Annotated in this window: 16 protein-coding genes; 10 read left to right on the forward strand and 6 right to left on the reverse strand. The window is 51.5% G+C overall.

Features of this window, described 5'->3' with window-relative positions; translation table 11 throughout:
* Positions 1–17 precede the first annotated feature (17 nt).
* Positions 18–2696, reverse strand: a complete 2679-nt coding sequence (gene adhE / locus M8Q36_RS17400; protein ID WP_016495837.1) for a bifunctional acetaldehyde-CoA/alcohol dehydrogenase — start codon at positions 2694–2696, stop codon at positions 18–20.
* Positions 2697–3173: 477 nt separating this feature from the next.
* Here adhE and M8Q36_RS17405 point away from each other — a divergent pair, with 477 nt between their 5' ends.
* The 6 genes from M8Q36_RS17405 to oppF all read left to right on the forward strand — a co-directional run bounded on the left by M8Q36_RS17405 (position 3174) and on the right by oppF (position 10294).
* On the forward strand, positions 3174–3821 hold the full coding sequence (locus M8Q36_RS17405; RefSeq protein ID WP_249882799.1) for a YchE family NAAT transporter: 648 nt from the start codon (positions 3174–3176) through the stop codon (positions 3819–3821).
* An 843-nt stretch (positions 3822–4664) separates the two neighbouring features.
* Positions 4665–6296, forward strand: coding sequence for an oligopeptide ABC transporter substrate-binding protein OppA (oppA, locus tag M8Q36_RS17410; protein ID WP_025263594.1), 1632 nt, complete (start codon positions 4665–4667; stop codon positions 6294–6296).
* Between the two features lie 128 nt (positions 6297–6424).
* Complete coding sequence (gene oppB / locus M8Q36_RS17415) at positions 6425–7345, forward strand: oligopeptide ABC transporter permease OppB (protein ID WP_016495840.1); 921 nt, start codon at positions 6425–6427, stop codon at positions 7343–7345.
* Between the two features lie 14 nt (positions 7346–7359).
* The gene (oppC, locus tag M8Q36_RS17420; RefSeq protein ID WP_016495841.1) at positions 7360–8268 is read left to right on the forward strand and encodes an oligopeptide ABC transporter permease OppC; all 909 of its coding nucleotides are present in this window, start codon (positions 7360–7362) and stop codon (positions 8266–8268) included.
* Between the two features lie 11 nt (positions 8269–8279).
* Entirely contained in the window at positions 8280–9293 is a 1014-nt protein-coding gene (locus M8Q36_RS17425; RefSeq protein WP_045513483.1) for an ABC transporter ATP-binding protein, read from the forward strand.
* Complete coding sequence (oppF, locus tag M8Q36_RS17430) at positions 9290–10294, forward strand: murein tripeptide/oligopeptide ABC transporter ATP binding protein OppF (protein WP_016495843.1); 1005 nt, start codon at positions 9290–9292, stop codon at positions 10292–10294. The genes M8Q36_RS17425 and oppF overlap by 4 nt, the downstream gene beginning before the upstream one ends.
* Before the next feature lie 58 nt (positions 10295–10352).
* On the opposite strand, the gene M8Q36_RS17435 is transcribed toward oppF, so the two are convergent.
* Both M8Q36_RS17435 and cls read right to left on the reverse strand, forming a co-directional pair.
* On the reverse strand, positions 10353–10682 hold the full coding sequence (locus M8Q36_RS17435) for an HI1450 family dsDNA-mimic protein (protein WP_016495844.1): 330 nt from the start codon (positions 10680–10682) through the stop codon (positions 10353–10355).
* A 30-nt stretch (positions 10683–10712) separates the two neighbouring features.
* Positions 10713–12173 carry a cardiolipin synthase gene (cls, locus tag M8Q36_RS17440; protein ID WP_016495845.1) on the reverse strand — a complete coding sequence of 487 codons (1461 nt, stop codon included), beginning with the start codon at positions 12171–12173 and terminating at the stop codon, positions 10713–10715.
* A gap of 140 nt (positions 12174–12313) precedes the next feature.
* Between cls and M8Q36_RS17445 the strand changes: the two genes are divergently transcribed.
* The 3 genes from M8Q36_RS17445 to M8Q36_RS17455 all read left to right on the forward strand — a co-directional run bounded on the left by M8Q36_RS17445 (position 12314) and on the right by M8Q36_RS17455 (position 13529).
* Entirely contained in the window at positions 12314–12487 is a 174-nt protein-coding gene (locus tag M8Q36_RS17445) for a YciY family protein (RefSeq protein ID WP_017457170.1), read from the forward strand.
* A 65-nt stretch (positions 12488–12552) separates the two neighbouring features.
* On the forward strand, positions 12553–13173 hold the full coding sequence (locus M8Q36_RS17450) for a LysE family translocator (protein WP_249881720.1): 621 nt from the start codon (positions 12553–12555) through the stop codon (positions 13171–13173).
* Positions 13174–13190: 17 nt separating this feature from the next.
* Positions 13191–13529 carry an SMR family transporter gene (locus M8Q36_RS17455; protein ID WP_249881721.1) on the forward strand — a complete coding sequence of 113 codons (339 nt, stop codon included), beginning with the start codon at positions 13191–13193 and terminating at the stop codon, positions 13527–13529.
* Positions 13530–13731: 202 nt separating this feature from the next.
* Here the strand turns inward: M8Q36_RS17455 and M8Q36_RS17460 are convergent, their stop codons facing one another.
* Positions 13732–14028 (reverse strand): YciI family protein, encoded by a 297-nt coding sequence (locus M8Q36_RS17460; protein WP_016495849.1) that lies wholly within the window; start codon positions 14026–14028, stop codon positions 13732–13734.
* A 219-nt stretch (positions 14029–14247) separates the two neighbouring features.
* Here M8Q36_RS17460 and tonB point away from each other — a divergent pair, with 219 nt between their 5' ends.
* Positions 14248–14967 carry a TonB system transport protein TonB gene (gene tonB / locus M8Q36_RS17465; protein ID WP_249882800.1) on the forward strand — a complete coding sequence of 240 codons (720 nt, stop codon included), beginning with the start codon at positions 14248–14250 and terminating at the stop codon, positions 14965–14967.
* 28 nt (positions 14968–14995) lie between these two features.
* Here tonB and yciA read toward each other — a convergent pair whose 3' ends face one another.
* Together yciA and M8Q36_RS17475 are read right to left on the reverse strand one after the other, a co-directional pair.
* Complete coding sequence (gene yciA, locus M8Q36_RS17470; protein WP_249881722.1) at positions 14996–15394, reverse strand: acyl-CoA thioester hydrolase YciA; 399 nt, start codon at positions 15392–15394, stop codon at positions 14996–14998.
* A gap of 100 nt (positions 15395–15494) precedes the next feature.
* Entirely contained in the window at positions 15495–16037 is a 543-nt protein-coding gene (locus tag M8Q36_RS17475) for a septation protein A (RefSeq protein WP_016495852.1), read from the reverse strand.
* Positions 16038–16041 lie beyond the last annotated feature (4 nt).

Raw genomic sequence — 16041 nt, forward strand, 5'->3', positions numbered from 1 at the left:
TTTATTAACGTTAACAATTAAGCGGGTTTCTTCGCTTTTTTGTCTGCTTTAACGGGAGCAGCTTCAGCTTTCACTACCGCCACTTCACCTTCTTTGTACTCACGACCGTAGAAAGTATCCAGCAGGATCTGTTTCAGTTCAGAGATCAGTGGGTAGCGCGGGTTAGCACCAGTACACTGGTCATCAAACGCATCTTCAGACAGCTTATCCACGTTGGCCAGGAAGTCAGCTTCCTGTACGCCAGCTTCACGGATAGATTTCGGAATACCCAGTTCAGCTTTGATGCTTTCCAGCCATGCCAGCAGTTTTTCGATTTTCGCTGCGGTACGGTCACCGGCAGAAGTCAGACCTAAATGGTCGGCGATTTCTGCATAACGGCGGCGCGCCTGCGGGCGGTCATATTGGCTGAACGCGGTCTGCTTAGTCGGGTTGTCGTTCGCGTTATAGCGAATAACGTTACAGATAAGGAGGGCGTTAGCCAGACCGTGCGGAATGTGGAACTGCGAACCCAGTTTGTGCGCCATGGAGTGGCACACACCAAGGAAGGCGTTGGCAAAGGCGATACCGGCAATGGTAGCGGCACTGTGAACACGTTCACGAGCAACCGGGTTTTTTGAACCTTCGTTGTAAGACGCTGGCAGGTTCTCTTTCAGCAATTTCAGCGCTTGCAGCGCCTGGCCATCAGAGAACTCAGAAGCCAGTACGGAAACGTAAGCTTCCAGTGCATGAGTTACCGCATCCAGGCCACCAAAGGCACACAGGGATTTCGGCATATCCATCACCAGGTTGGCATCGACAATCGCCATATCCGGCGTCAGAGCGTAGTCTGCCAGTGGATATTTCTGACCTGTTGCATCATCGGTTACTACCGCAAACGGCGTAACTTCAGAACCGGTACCGGAAGTAGTGGTGATAGCGATCATTTTCGCTTTCACGCCCATTTTCGGGAACTTATAGATACGTTTACGGATATCCATAAAGCGCAGCGCCAGCTCTTCGAAATGGGTTTCCGGATGTTCGTACATCACCCACATAATTTTCGCGGCGTCCATCGGGGAACCGCCACCCAGAGCGATAATTACGTCTGGTTTAAACGAGTTCGCCAATTCAGCGCCTTTACGCACGATGGTCAGTGTTGGGTCTGCTTCAACTTCGAAGAACACTTCGGTTTCAACGCCAGCCGCTTTCAGCACAGAAGTGATCTGGTCTGCATAACCGTTGTTGAACAGGAAACGGTCAGTCACGATAAGCGCGCGTTTGTGACCATCAGTAATCACTTCATCCAGCGCGATTGGCAGAGAACCACGGCGGAAGTAGATAGATTTCGGAAGTTTATGCCACAACATGTTTTCAGCTCGCTTAGCAACGGTTTTCTTGTTGATCAAGTGTTTCGGACCAACGTTTTCAGAGATGGAGTTACCACCCCAGGAACCACAACCCAGAGTCAGGGAAGGCGCGAGTTTAAAGTTATACAGGTCACCGATACCACCCTGAGAAGCCGGGGTGTTAATCAGGATACGCGCGGTTTTCATCTTCTGGCCGAAGTGAGCAACGCGATCTGGCTGGTTATCCTGGTCGGTATACAGGCAAGAGGTATGACCGATACCGCCCATAGCGACAAGTTTCTCTGCTTTTTCGACCGCGTCTTCGAAATCTTTCGCGCGGTACATGGCAAGCGTCGGTGACAGTTTTTCGTGGGCGAACGGCTCACTCTCATCGACAACTTTCACTTCACCAATCAGGATCTTAGTGGTCGTTGGAACGGTGAAACCGGCCAGTTCAGCGATTTTATAAGCAGGCTGACCAACAATAGCGGCGTTGAGCGCGCCATTTTTCAGGATAATGTCCTGAACGGCTTTCAACTCTTTGCCCTGAAGCAGGTAACCGCCGTGGCTGGCGAAACGCTCACGAACCGCATCGTAGACAGAATCAACTACAACAACGGACTGTTCAGAAGCACAGATAACGCCGTTATCAAAGGTTTTAGACATCAGTACAGACGCTACTGCACGTTTGATATCGGCAGTTTCATCAATCACAACCGGGGTGTTACCCGCGCCTACACCGATCGCCGGTTTACCGGAGCTGTACGCCGCTTTTACCATGCCCGGGCCGCCAGTGGCGAGGATCAGGTTGATATCCGGGTGATGCATTAATGCGTTAGACAGTTCTACAGACGGTTGATCAATCCAGCCGATCAGATCTTTCGGAGCACCAGCGGCAATGGCTGCTTGCAGTACGATATCAGCTGCTTTATTGGTGGCATCTTTAGCGCGCGGATGCGGGGAAAAAATGATTGCGTTACGGGTTTTGAGGCTAATCAGCGATTTAAAGATAGCGGTAGAGGTTGGGTTAGTGGTCGGAACGATACCACAGATAATGCCGATTGGTTCTGCGATGGTAATTGTGCCGAAGGTGTCATCTTCTGACAGCACGCCGCAGGTTTTCTCGTCTTTATACGCGTTATAAATATATTCGGAAGCGAAGTGGTTTTTAATCACTTTGTCTTCAACGATACCCATGCCGGATTCGGCAACCGCCATTTTTGCCAGCGGGATACGAGCATCTGCGGCAGCCAGAGCGGCAGCACGGAAGATTTTATCTACTTGCTCTTGAGTAAAGTTGGCATATTCACGCTGGGCTTTCTTCACGCGTTCAACGAGTGCGTTAAGTTCAGCGACATTAGTAACAGCCATAATGCTCTCCTGATAATGTTTAAACTCTTTTAGTAAACCAGCTGCCTAATGGGAAAGTATAGACAGACCGGCTGCAGGTTGCGTAAATTTCATAAAAACAAAGAGTTAACGCTAAACCATCCACCACTGATTTACTGAAAGAGCCTCGAGGATACAACGCACTTACTGACACTTTTGAGCTCTTTTCGTGCCATCAAGATTACCCACTTCTGAGTAAGCAATGCGTGATCTACATCAAATTTCAGCGAAGCTGACACCTTTCAGCAGCCCGTTTTTGGGCGTTTGTAGCAAATGTTAATGGCATATGGCCAGGCGCGCTCTAAGATTATCACAATTCCCACAACTGAATAACATGCTGTATTGCTGCGAATTTCCACGGAAATCATGATGAACTGCGCGGCGAAAACGCGTATCTTCTGCATGGATTTTCCTGTCGCGCCGATAAGTTATTTATCTGACAACGTTACGAAACCTACTGTGGAGCACATCGTGTTCGATTTTCCCCTCTATTTTAAATTTTTTATTGGCCTGTTTGCGTTGGTCAACCCGGTCGGCATTATTCCGGTCTTTATCAGCATGACCAGCTACCAGATGACCGCCGCGCGGAATAAAACGAATCTCACCGCCAATCTTTCCGTAGCCATTATTCTCTGGACGTCGCTGTTTCTTGGCGATGCCATATTGCAGCTGTTTGGTATTTCAATCGATTCGTTCCGTATTGCCGGGGGCATTCTGGTGGTGACTATCGCCATGTCGATGATCAGCGGGAAACTGGGGGAAGATAAACAGAATAAACAAGAAAAGTCAGAGACAGCCATTCGCGAAAGTATCGGCGTGGTACCACTCGCTTTGCCTTTGATGGCGGGGCCGGGGGCAATCAGTTCTACCATCGTTTGGGGAACACGCTATCACACCGTTGAGCATCTGATCGGTTTCACTGTGGCGATCGCGCTGTTTGCGCTCAGCTCCTGGGGACTATTTCGTATCGCGCCCTGGCTGGTGCGTTTGCTTGGGCAAACGGGTATCAACGTAATAACACGTATTATGGGGTTATTACTTATGGCGCTAGGTATTGAGTTTATTGTCGCGGGGGCGAGATCGCTATTTCCTGGTTTGCTGAACTGATTCACTTCTTCCTTTAATAAGGAAACAAAAGGTTATCGTTATGCTTTCTTCTATATAGCGATGACCATTTTACAGTGCAAATATGGCTGTAAAGGAACGCGCAAAATCAGCAAAACATATGACGAATCCGCAAAACGCCGGGAAGTATAATAAATTACACTAATCAGAAAATCTGTTTTCTATCAGTGAATTATAAGTATAACGAATCTCTGCTGTGCGGAATTCGCGCAATCGCACCTGTTATTTCTGTCACATAATACTATTGGGCTTGCCGTGACATAATTGAAATGATATTAGTACTTTCAATGTTCTCGCAGATGAATGTGCTAAAAAGTAGTCAATTGTTGCTTTTTTGTGCAAAAAAGCACAGCATCGGTCTGAAAACATCACATGGTGGTGATGTTCATTTATCTCATTGATAATAATAGATAAAAAAGTAACAGGGAGGCTGAAAAGCTATCGCCTGTCGGTTGATGCTGTGTCGTAAAAGAGAAATGGTTAACAAATTTGCAAAATGTATTGGCGGCAACAGAGGGCATTTGTTATTTTCCGCCCATTATGTTTCTCGACCTTATAATTTGCAGAATAAACAGCTCAGATGAGAATCGTTTTCATATAAACGCTTGTCATAGGGAATATCGCGCGTCTCGACAGGGGAGATGCGTAACAGAATCGACGCAAGATTGCCGTTTGAGCAGTCCGTAATAAAAAAGTCGGTGATAGCAGCAGTAAAAAAAGATGTCTGATAGCGCCAAAAAGCTCCTGCGCTATACAGGCCCCCAACAGGGGATGAAACACGCTGGCGTGAACGTCAGTAATTATAATGAGTGGAGTAACAACACAATGTCCATCATCACAAAGAAAAGTCTGGTAGCTGCGGGGATTTTGACTGCACTAATTACCGGTAACGCGGCAATGGCTGCCGATGTACCGGCAGGAGTACAACTGGCGGAGAAGCAAACGCTGGTTCGTAACAACGGTTCTGAAGTTCAATCTCTCGACCCGCATAAAATCGAAGGGGTTCCTGAATCCAACATCAACCGCGACCTGTTTGAAGGTCTGCTGATCTCCGATGTTCAGGGTCACCCGACGGCTGGTGTTGCAGAGACGTGGGATAATAAAGATTTTAAAGTTTGGACCTTCCATCTGCGTAAAAATGCGAAATGGTCCGACGGTACGCCTGTAACGGCGCATGATTTTGTTTATAGCTGGCAGCGTCTGGCGGATCCGAAAACCGCTTCTCCGTATGCGAGCTATCTGCAGTACGGCCACATCGCCAATATCGACGATGTTATCGCTGGCAAAAAACCGACCAGCGATCTTGGCGTAAAAGCAATTGATGATTACACCTTTGAAGTCACCCTGAGCGAGCCGGTTCCTTATTTCTATAAACTGCTGGTTCACCCATCTGTTTCCGCTGTGCCTAAAGCCACCATTGAAAAATTCGGCGAAAAATGGACCCAGCCGGCTAACATCGTGACCAACGGTGCTTACAAACTGAAAGATTGGGTAGTCAACGAACGTATCGTTCTTGAGCGCAACACCAATTACTGGGATAACGCGAAAACCGTTATTAACCAGGTAACGTACCTGCCAATCTCTTCTGAAGTTACGGACGTTAACCGCTACCGCAGCGGCGAAATCGACATGACTTATAACAACATGCCGATCGAACTGTTCCAGAAGTTGAAAAAAGAGATCCCTAAAGAAGTACACGTTGATCCGTACCTGTGTACTTATTACTACGAAATCAACAACCAGAAAGCCCCGTTCACTGACGTTCGCGTTCGTACCGCGCTGAAACTGGCGCTGGATCGCGACATCATCGTCAACAAAGTGAAAAACCAGGGCGATCTGCCGGCATACAGCTACACGCCGCCGTACACCGATGGTGCAAAATTGACTGAACCGGCCTGGTTCAAAATGACCCAGGAACAGCGCAACGCTGAAGCGAAAAAACTGCTGGCCGAAGCTGGTTACACCGCAGACAAACCGCTGTCGTTCAGCCTGCTGTATAACACCTCCGATCTGCATAAAAAACTGGCGATCGCAGTGGCTTCCATCTGGAAGAAAAACCTTGGCGTAGACGTTAAGCTGGAAAACCAGGAGTGGAAAACCTTCCTCGACACGCGTCATCAGGGCACCTTCGATGTTGCACGTGCGGGCTGGTGTGCGGACTACAACGAGCCAACCTCCTTCCTGAACACCATGCTTTCTGACAGCTCCAACAACACCGCGCACTATAAGAGCCCGGCGTTTGACAAGCTGATCGGCGACACGCTGAAAGTCACTGACGAAGCACAGCGCAGCGAGCTTTATTCCAAAGCTGAACAGCAACTGGATAAAGACTCGGCGATCGTTCCGGTTTACTACTACGTGAACGCCCGTCTGGTGAAAACCTGGGTTGGTGGCTACACCGGTAAAGACCCGATGGATAATATCTACGTTAAAAACTTGTATATTATCAAGCATTAATGGCAATGAGTGGGGCAGGGCGACCTGCCCCACAGTGTCTTATTTTATCGCACCAGAACACACATCGGTCGCAGGCTTAACCGCCTGAAAGAGAATGTGTAAAAGGCACAGGCCAGAAGGTACGGGCAATGTTGAAATTTATCCTACGTCGCTGTCTTGAAGCGATCCCAACGCTTTTCATTCTTATTACCATCTCGTTCTTTATGATGCGTCTCGCGCCGGGAAGTCCATTCACCGGTGAACGTGCGCTGGCGCCAGAGGTCATGGCGAATATTGAAGCGAAATATCATTTAAACGACCCGATCACCACGCAATATTTCAGTTATCTGAAACAGCTGGCGCACTTCGATTTCGGGCCGTCATTCAAATACAAAGACTACACCGTGAATGACCTGGTAGCGGCAAGCTTCCCGGTTTCCGCAAAATTAGGTGCGGCGGCATTTATTCTGGCCATTGTCTTTGGCGTTACGGCCGGTGTCGTAGCCGCGCTTAACCAGAACACCCGATGGGACTATACGGTGATGGGGCTGGCAATGACCGGGGTCGTTATCCCGAGCTTCGTTGTCGCGCCGTTATTGGTGATGATCTTCGCCATCGTGCTGAAGTGGCTGCCAGCGGGCGGCTGGAATGGTGGGGCACTGAAATTCATGATCCTGCCGATGGTGGCGTTGTCTCTGGCCTATATCGCCAGCATTGCACGTATCACCCGCGGTTCGATGATTGAAGTTTTGCACTCAAACTTTATTCGCACTGCGCGTGCCAAAGGGTTGCCGATGCGCCGAATCATTTTCCGTCACGCGCTCAAACCCGCGCTGCTGCCAGTGCTCTCCTATATGGGCCCGGCGTTTGTCGGCATCATTACCGGTTCCATGGTTATCGAGACCATTTATGGTCTGCCGGGTATCGGCCAGCTGTTCGTTAACGGCGCGCTGAACCGTGACTATTCGCTGGTGCTGAGCCTGACCATCCTGGTTGGCACGCTGACCATTCTGTTTAACGCGATTGTTGATGTGCTGTATGCCGTTATCGATCCGAAGATTCGTTATTAATACTGGAGTTCGCCATGATGTTAAGTAAGAAAAACAGCGAGGCGCTGGAAAACTTCAGTGAGAAACTGGAAGTAGAAGGACGAAGCCTGTGGCAGGACGCACGCCGTCGCTTTATGCATAACCGTGCTGCGGTAGCAAGCCTGATCGTATTGCTGCTGATAGCCCTGTTTGTGACATTAGCACCGATGCTGTCGCAGTTTAGTTATTTCGATACCGACTGGGGCATGATGTCCAGCAAGCCGGATATGGAGTCCGGTCACTATTTTGGTACTGACTCTTCCGGGCGCGACCTGCTGGTGCGTGTGGCAATCGGCGGACGTATCTCGCTGATGGTGGGTATCGCTGCGGCGCTGGTGGCCGTTATCCTGGGAACGCTGTACGGTTCACTTTCCGGCTACCTGGGCGGCAAAACGGACTCGGTGATGATGCGTTTGCTGGAGATCCTCAACTCCTTCCCGTTTATGTTCTTCGTGATCCTGCTGGTGACGTTCTTTGGGCAAAACATCCTGCTCATCTTTGTTGCTATCGGCATGGTTTCCTGGCTCGATATGGCGCGTATTGTGCGTGGTCAGACCCTGAGCCTGAAACGTAAAGAGTTTATCGAAGCGGCGCAGGTCGGCGGGGTTTCTACCGCTAATATCGTTGTGCGCCACATTGTGCCAAACGTACTGGGCGTGGTGGTGGTGTATGCCTCACTGCTGGTGCCAAGCATGATCCTGTTCGAATCCTTCCTGAGCTTCCTCGGTCTGGGTACCCAGGAGCCGCTGAGTAGCTGGGGCGCGCTGTTAAGCGATGGTGCGAACTCGATGGAAGTGTCGCCGTGGTTGCTGCTGTTCCCGGCAGGTTTCCTGGTTATCACTTTGTTCTGTTTTAACTTTATCGGCGATGGCCTGCGTGATGCCCTCGATCCGAAAGACCGTTAAGGAGTGCTGTTATGAGCATAACTGAAACCTCATTCGCGTCGGCGACGCAGCAGCAATCCAATCTCCTGCTGGACGTGAAAGATCTGCGTGTGACCTTCCAGACCCCGGATGGCGACGTCACGGCGGTGAATGACCTGAACTTCTCGCTGCGTGCCGGTGAAACGCTGGGTATCGTGGGTGAGTCGGGTTCCGGTAAATCCCAGACGGCGTTTGCTCTGATGGGGTTGCTGGCGGCGAACGGGCGCATTGGCGGCTCGGCGACGTTTAATGGCAAAGAGATCCTTAACCTGCCGGAGCAGGCGCTAAACAAACTGCGCGCCGAGCAGATCTCGATGATTTTCCAGGACCCAATGACCTCGCTGAATCCGTATATGCGCGTGGGTGAGCAGTTGATGGAAGTCCTGATGTTGCACAAAGGCATGAACAAAGCGGAAGCATTTGAAGAGTCCGTTAAAATGCTCGACGCGGTGAAAATGCCGGAAGCGCGTAAACGCATGCGCATGTATCCGCATGAGTTTTCCGGCGGTATGCGCCAGCGTGTCATGATCGCAATGGCGTTGCTGTGCCGGCCAAAACTGTTGATCGCCGATGAACCGACCACCGCGCTGGACGTGACCGTACAGGCGCAGATCATGACCCTGTTGAACGAGCTGAAACGCGAATTCAACACCGCAATCATTATGATCACCCATGACCTGGGCGTTGTTGCTGGTATCTGTGACAAAGTGCTGGTGATGTACGCTGGCCGTACCATGGAGTATGGCAAAGCGCGCGATGTGTTCTATCAGCCATCCCATCCGTACTCTATCGGCCTGCTGAATGCCGTACCGCGCCTCGACACGGAAGGCGAAGCGTTGTTGACCATTCCAGGCAACCCGCCGAACCTGCTGCGTCTGCCGAAAGGCTGCCCGTTCCAGCCGCGCTGCCCGCACGCGATGGAAATCTGTAACAGTGCTCCACCGCTGGAGGAGTTTGCCCCGGGTCGTTTGCGCGCCTGCTTTAAATCGGTGGAGGAACTGGTATGAATACCGCGATTGATGAGAGAAAAGTGCTGCTGGAAATCGCCGATTTAAAGGTGCATTTCGACATCAAAGATGGCAAGCAGTGGTTCTGGCAACCGCCGAAAACCCTGAAAGCGGTTGATGGCGTTACGCTGCGTCTGTACGAAGGGGAAACCCTCGGTGTAGTGGGCGAATCCGGTTGCGGCAAGTCGACTTTCGCCCGTGCCATTATTGGCCTGGTGAAAGCCACCGACGGAAAAGTGGCCTGGCTGGGTAAAGATCTGCTGGGCATGAAGCAGGAAGAGTGGCGCGATGTGCGCAGCGATATCCAGATGATTTTTCAGGATCCGCTGGCATCACTGAACCCACGTATGACTATCGGTGAAATCATCGCCGAACCGCTGCGCACCTATCATCCGAAAATGTCGCGTCAGGAAGTGCGCGATCGCGTTAAAACGATGATGATGAAAGTGGGGCTGCTGCCGAACCTGATTAACCGCTATCCGCACGAGTTCTCCGGTGGTCAGTGTCAGCGTATCGGTATTGCCCGCGCGCTGATCCTCGAACCGAAGCTGATCATTTGTGATGAGCCGGTTTCCGCGCTGGATGTATCAATCCAGGCGCAGGTCGTTAACCTGCTGCAGCAACTGCAACGTGAAATGGGGCTGTCGCTGATATTTATCGCTCACGACCTGGCGGTGGTTAAGCATATTTCCGACCGTGTGCTGGTAATGTACCTCGGCCATGCGGTAGAGCTAGGCACTTATGATGAGGTGTATCAGAACCCGCTGCATCCATATACCAAAGCGCTGATGTCGGCGGTGCCGGTTCCGGACCCGGATCGGGAAAAGAACAAGACGATACAGTTGCTGGAAGGGGATTTGCCGTCACCAATCAACCCGCCGTCGGGCTGCGTGTTCCGTACTCGCTGCCCGATTGCCGGGCCTGAGTGCGCGCAGACACGTCCGGTGCTGGAGGGCAGCTTCCGTCATGCGGTCTCCTGCCTGAAAGTCGACCCGCTATAATCCACACATATAAAAAGGGCTGACAACTGTCAGCCCTTTTTCTTTTCTCTTTCCGCGCTTATTCGCGCCAGAGAATATGGCAAAGTTTGTGATCTTTTTCGCGGCACAGTAAGACGCGTGCGAAGATGTCATTGATTTCGCCGCCATCGGTATCCGCAAGGCCAATGACCACCTCAGCGAAGAAGTCCGGGTTTAAATCGTAATCCACATGCTCCTGCCAGTCTTCGCCCGGATCAAACAACTCAGCGCCGCCACGCTCTTCAAACTGTAAGTTGAAAAGAATGATGTCCGCCGGGTCGAGATTGTCCGCTGCCAGTTCGAGGAAGATGTCGTAAGCCTGCTCAAGGGTTTCGTCTTCGGTCAGGCGATTATTCAGATCCATTTCCATGATTACCTCTTCGCGTCTGTTGGGCACGTTTTACAGCAACGGACTGAAGAAGTAAAACAGTCGTTCAGCAATGCGGTGCCAGAACGGCCGTTTTACCCACAATCGCGCATCAAGTAAGCGGGAGCGGGAGATGTAATCATCCTGCACGGCCGCCAGATCGCCACCGAAACCGGCATCGTCAATCACCAGCGTGATTTCGAAATTCAGCCACAGGCTACGCATATCCAGGTTTACAGTACCAATGAGGCTCAGTTCGCCATCCACCAGCACGCTTTTGGTATGCAGCAAACCACCTTCGAACTGGTAAATCTTTACGCCTGCGGCCAGCAACTCGCCAAAAAATGCCCGACTGGCCCAGCCGACCAGCAGCGAATCGTTTTTACGCGGCAAAATGATACTCACGTCCACGCCGCGCTGCGCAGCCGTACAAATCGCATGCAGCAGGTCATCGCTGGGCACGAAATAGGGGGTGGTCATAATTAAATATTCGCGCGATGCGTAGACAGCGGTCAGCAATGCCTGATGGATCAGATCTTCAGGAAACCCAGGTCCGGAGGCAATGGTGTGAATGGTGTGCCCGCTGGCTTCCTCAAAAGGCATGATGTTGGCGTCAGGCGGCGGGGGAAGAATGCGTTTTCCGGTTTCAATTTCCCAGTCGCAAGAGTAAACAATCCCCATTGCCGTAGCGATCGGACCTTCCATCCGTGCCATCAAATCGACCCACTGGCCGACGCCAGCATCTTGCTTAAAGAAGCGCGGATCAACCAGATTCATGCTGCCGGTGTAGGCGATGTAATTATCTATCAACACGATTTTTCGGTGCTGGCGTAAATCCATGCGGCGCAGAAAAACACGCATTAAATTCACTTTCAGCGCTTCGACCACTTCAATGCCGGCGTTTCGCATCATGGTTGCCCACGGGCTGCGGAAAAACGCCACGCTGCCAGCAGAGTCCAGCAACAGGCGACAGTGTACGCCGCGGCGCGCTGCGGCCATTAACGATTCGGCCACCTGATCTGCCATTCCGCCGGGTTGCCAGATGTAAAACACCATCTCAATATTATGGCGGGCGAGCTGGATGTCGCGGATCAATGCCTGCATGACATCATCGGTTGAGGTGAGTAACTGCAACTGGTTGCCCTTAACCCCGGCGATCCCCTGACGTCGCTCGCAAAGCTTGAAAAGAGACGACGCCACACCGCTGTTTTCGGTCGCAAAGATATGCTTGAAATTTTTTAGATCATTCAGCCACTTGGCGGTAGAAGGCCACATAGCGCGAGCGCGCTCGGCACGACGTTTTCCAAGATGCAGTTCACCCAGGGAAAGATAGGCGATGATCCCAACCAGCGGCAGGATGTAAATAATCAATAACCACGCCATCGCGGAGGTGACCGCGCGGCGCTTCATCAATATGCGCAGTGTTACACCAGCAATCAGTAGCCAGTAACCCAGGACAATCAGCCAACTCATTACCGTGTAAAAAGCGGACATAGATAAAAATCCTTTTTAAAAACCGTATTTCAAGAGTGTACGCATCCGCATTCATCTGGCAAATAAAAACGCCGAAAAGCGCTGGCCTGGCGAAGTTGACGGACTATAATGGCGTTTCTGTTAAGTTTTGAGTTGTAAAAATGAAGCGTAGTCGAACGGAAGTGGGGCGCTGGCGTATGCTGCGGCAGATGAGCCGCCGTAAAGCGCGCTGGCTGGAAGCGCAGTCACGTCGCAATATGCGCATCCACGCCATCAGGAAATGTGGCGTAAACCGTCATCGTAATGTGCTGTTATTCGCTATTTACGATCTTTAATATCCGGGCACCGAACAGGTGCCCGCGATCGTTTCTGGACTTAGTGCTAAAGAGGGAGTTGCCGTATGTCGGTAATGGATAGTCTGCTGGCTTTTACCTTCGCCGCCACGCTTTTGACATTAACACCGGGGCTGGACACGGCGCTGATACTACGCACCGCGACCGTTGAGGGACGCAAAGAGGCTTTTAAAGCGCAGATGGGAATCAACACCGGTTGTCTTATCTGGGGCACAATGGTGGCGTTTGGCCTGGGCGCGCTGATCGCGGTATCTGAGCTGGCGTACAACATCCTGAAATATTGCGGCGCTGCCTATTTATGCTGGTTGGGTCTGAATATGCTGCTGCGCCCGCGCAGATCGTTTACGGCGGTAGGCGCAAGCGATACGAAATCGCAGAACTGGTTTATCAAAGGGATGTTCGGCAACGTACTTAACCCGAAAGTGGGCATTTTTTATGTCTCATTTTTGCCGCAATTTATTCCGCAGGGGCAACCGTTGATTGCGTGGACTTTTGGCCTGGTTTTTATTCATCTTTTACTGGGCACCTGCTGGTCGACACTGCTGATTTCTGCCACGCGCCCATTGGCGTCATTCCTGCGTAAAGAAAAAGTCATACGCTGGATGGATCGCTGCACTGGGATGGTCTTTTTGCTGTTTGCCACCCGTCTGGCGCTGAGTAAACGTTAATATGTCCGGTAACCCATATGAATAAAGAAGCCTTTATCTTTCTCGGTATTGCCATTGTGATGGAAGTGATTGCCACCACGGCGCTGAAATCTTCCGACAGCTTTACCCGTTTGTTACCCGGTATTATCAGTATCGTCGGGTATTGCATTGCCTTCTGGTGCCTGACAATTACGATGCGTACTCTTCCTACCGGGGTGATTTATGCCATCTGGTCCGGTGCCGGTATTGTGCTGATAGGTCTTGCCGGCTGGCTTGTACACGGGCAAAAACTGGATATGCCGGCAATCATGGGGATGGGGTTAATTATCGCCGGGGTGGTGATTATTAATCTTTTTTCCAAAAGCGTTGGGCATTAAATAATAAACGCCAGGCCTCAGCAATCTGCCTGTTAAAAAATCTCTTTCGCAATAGACGGGCATATATATCGGTGTCGGGCGAGTTCGTTAATACGCCGCGATTTGCGCAGGCGCTGAACTCACCAGCCGGATGTAAAGTGCCGCCAGGTTCTGAAGCAGCCTGTAATGTAAAAGACCCGCGCAGGTGGCGGGTCTTTTCTTTTTAGAATACTTTTTTGAACGGCTTCACCGTTACGTTCTGGTAAACCCCGGCAGCGACATAGGGATCGGCTTCTGCCCAGGACTTCGCCGCTTCCAGCGATTCAAACTCAGCAATCACCGTCGAGCCAGTGAAACCCGCCGCTCCCGGATCGTTGCTGTCGACTGCGGGCATTGGGCCCGCTGTCAGCAGGCGGCCTTCATCGTGCAGCAGTTGCAGTCTCGCCAGATGGGCAGGGCGCACGGACAAACGTTTTTCGAGCGAGTCAGCAATATCTTCAGCAAAAATAACGTACAGCACGGGCAGAACTCCTCACAGATAAGAAAGCCATACCGTATGTGAAAGGTGGAACGACTTCAATGTAAAGATGACAATGCGGTAACAGCCATGCAAAGTATGCGGATTTTTTACCCATTTACCCGACTAAATGGCCTGCGTATGCGATGGCTTGTTGAATATGATTGCTATTTGCATTTAAAATCTAGCTCTGGTTTTTTAACTGACACGATTATGACTTCAATGACCCTCGATTTACCTCGCCGCTTTCCCTGGCCAACGCTGTTGTCTGTTGGTATTCACGGCGCCGTCGTGGCGGGTCTGCTCTATACATCGGTACATCAGGTTGTTGAACTGCCCGCACCTGCGCAGCCCATTACGGTCACTATGGTGGCGCCTGCCGATCTGGAACCGCCCCAGGTCGCTCAACCGCCGGAGCCGGTGGTTGAGCCGGAACCCGAGCCAGAACCGGTTCCTGAGCCACCGAAAGAAGCGCCAGTGGTGATTGAAAAGCCCAAACCGCAGCCAAAACCGAAGCCAAAGCCGAAACCGGAGAAAAAGGTCGAGCAGCCGAAGCGCGAAACGAAACCGGTAACGCCGCAACCGGCCTCGCCGTTCCAGAATAACGCGCCCGCACGCCCGGTCGCGAATCCGACGCCGTCAGCAGCGACCCAGCCAGCGCCGGCTGTGCCTGCTGGCCCGCGAGCGCTGAGTCGCAATCAGCCGCAGTATCCGGCCCGCGCGCAAGCGCTGCGTATTGAAGGTCGGGTAAAAGTGAAGTTTGATGTCACCTCAGATGGCCGTGTTGAGAATGTCGAAGTGCTGTCAGCGCAACCGGCAAATATGTTCGAGCGTGAAGTAAAAACGGCAATGCGCAAGTGGCGTTATGAGGCCGGGAAACCGGGTTCGGGATTAATTGTGAATATTGTGTTCCGCCTGAATGGCGGTGCCTCAATGGAATAAAAAAAGCCTCCGTAAGGAGGCTTTTTTCTTATGCCTGAGGTAACGGGCGCGGTTTACCTTCATTATCCACTGCGACGTAAATAAACAGCGCTTCCGTCGCTTTATACCGCTGACCAATTGGCTCGGACGAGACCTTCTTCACCCACACTTCAATATTAATCGTCACTGACGTGTTGCCCCGTTTAACGCAGCGTGCGTAGCAGCACACTACGTCGCCCACCGCCACCGGGCGAAGAAACGTCATGCCGTCAACGCGCACCGTCACCACGCGACCATGCGCAATTTCCTTGGCTTGTATTGCTCCGCCAATATCCATTTGTGACATTAACCAGCCGCCGAAGATATCGCCGTTGGCATTGGTGTCTGCTGGCATTGCTAATGTGCGTAAAACAAGCTCTCCCTGGGGAGTGTCCTGAAGGGTTGCCATTGTTATCTCTTCTGCTATGAGGGATTTATGGCGGGATGCTACTACGAATGCGGGGCGTTCGGAAAGAAAAAAGCCAGGCGCGAGGGCCTGGCTTTCATTCTCAGGATTTGTCGTCCTGCGCGGGCATATGGCGGTAGATATAAACACCGCTCAGGACGGTGAAGAGAAGGGTCAGGGCGGTTAAGCCAAACACTTTGAAATTCACCCAGATATTTTGCGGCAGCCAGAAGGCAATGTAGATATTCGCCAGACCACACAGAATAAAAAACAGCGCCCATGCGATGTTCAGCTTGCCCCAAACGGCCTCCGGCAGCGCGATCTCTTTGCCGAGCATGCGCTGGATCAGCGGCTTTTTCATTACCCACTGGCTGAAGAGCAGCGCTGCAGCAAACAGCGCGTAAATCACCGTCACCTTCCATTTGATAAACTCATCGTTATGGAAGAAAAGGGTCAACCCGCCGAATACGGCGACCAGCACAAAAGTTATCAACGCCATCTTTTCCACTTTGCGATAGCGCACCCAGCTATATATCAGCACGATAGCGGTCGCGATAATCAGCGCAGTGGTCGCTGCATAGATATCGTACAGTTTGTAAAAAGCGAAAAAGACCACCAACGGCAGAAAATCAAGAAACTGCTTCATTCTA

The organism is Kosakonia sp. R1.Fl (assembly GCF_023516815.1).
GTDB lineage: Bacteria > Pseudomonadota > Gammaproteobacteria > Enterobacterales > Enterobacteriaceae > Kosakonia.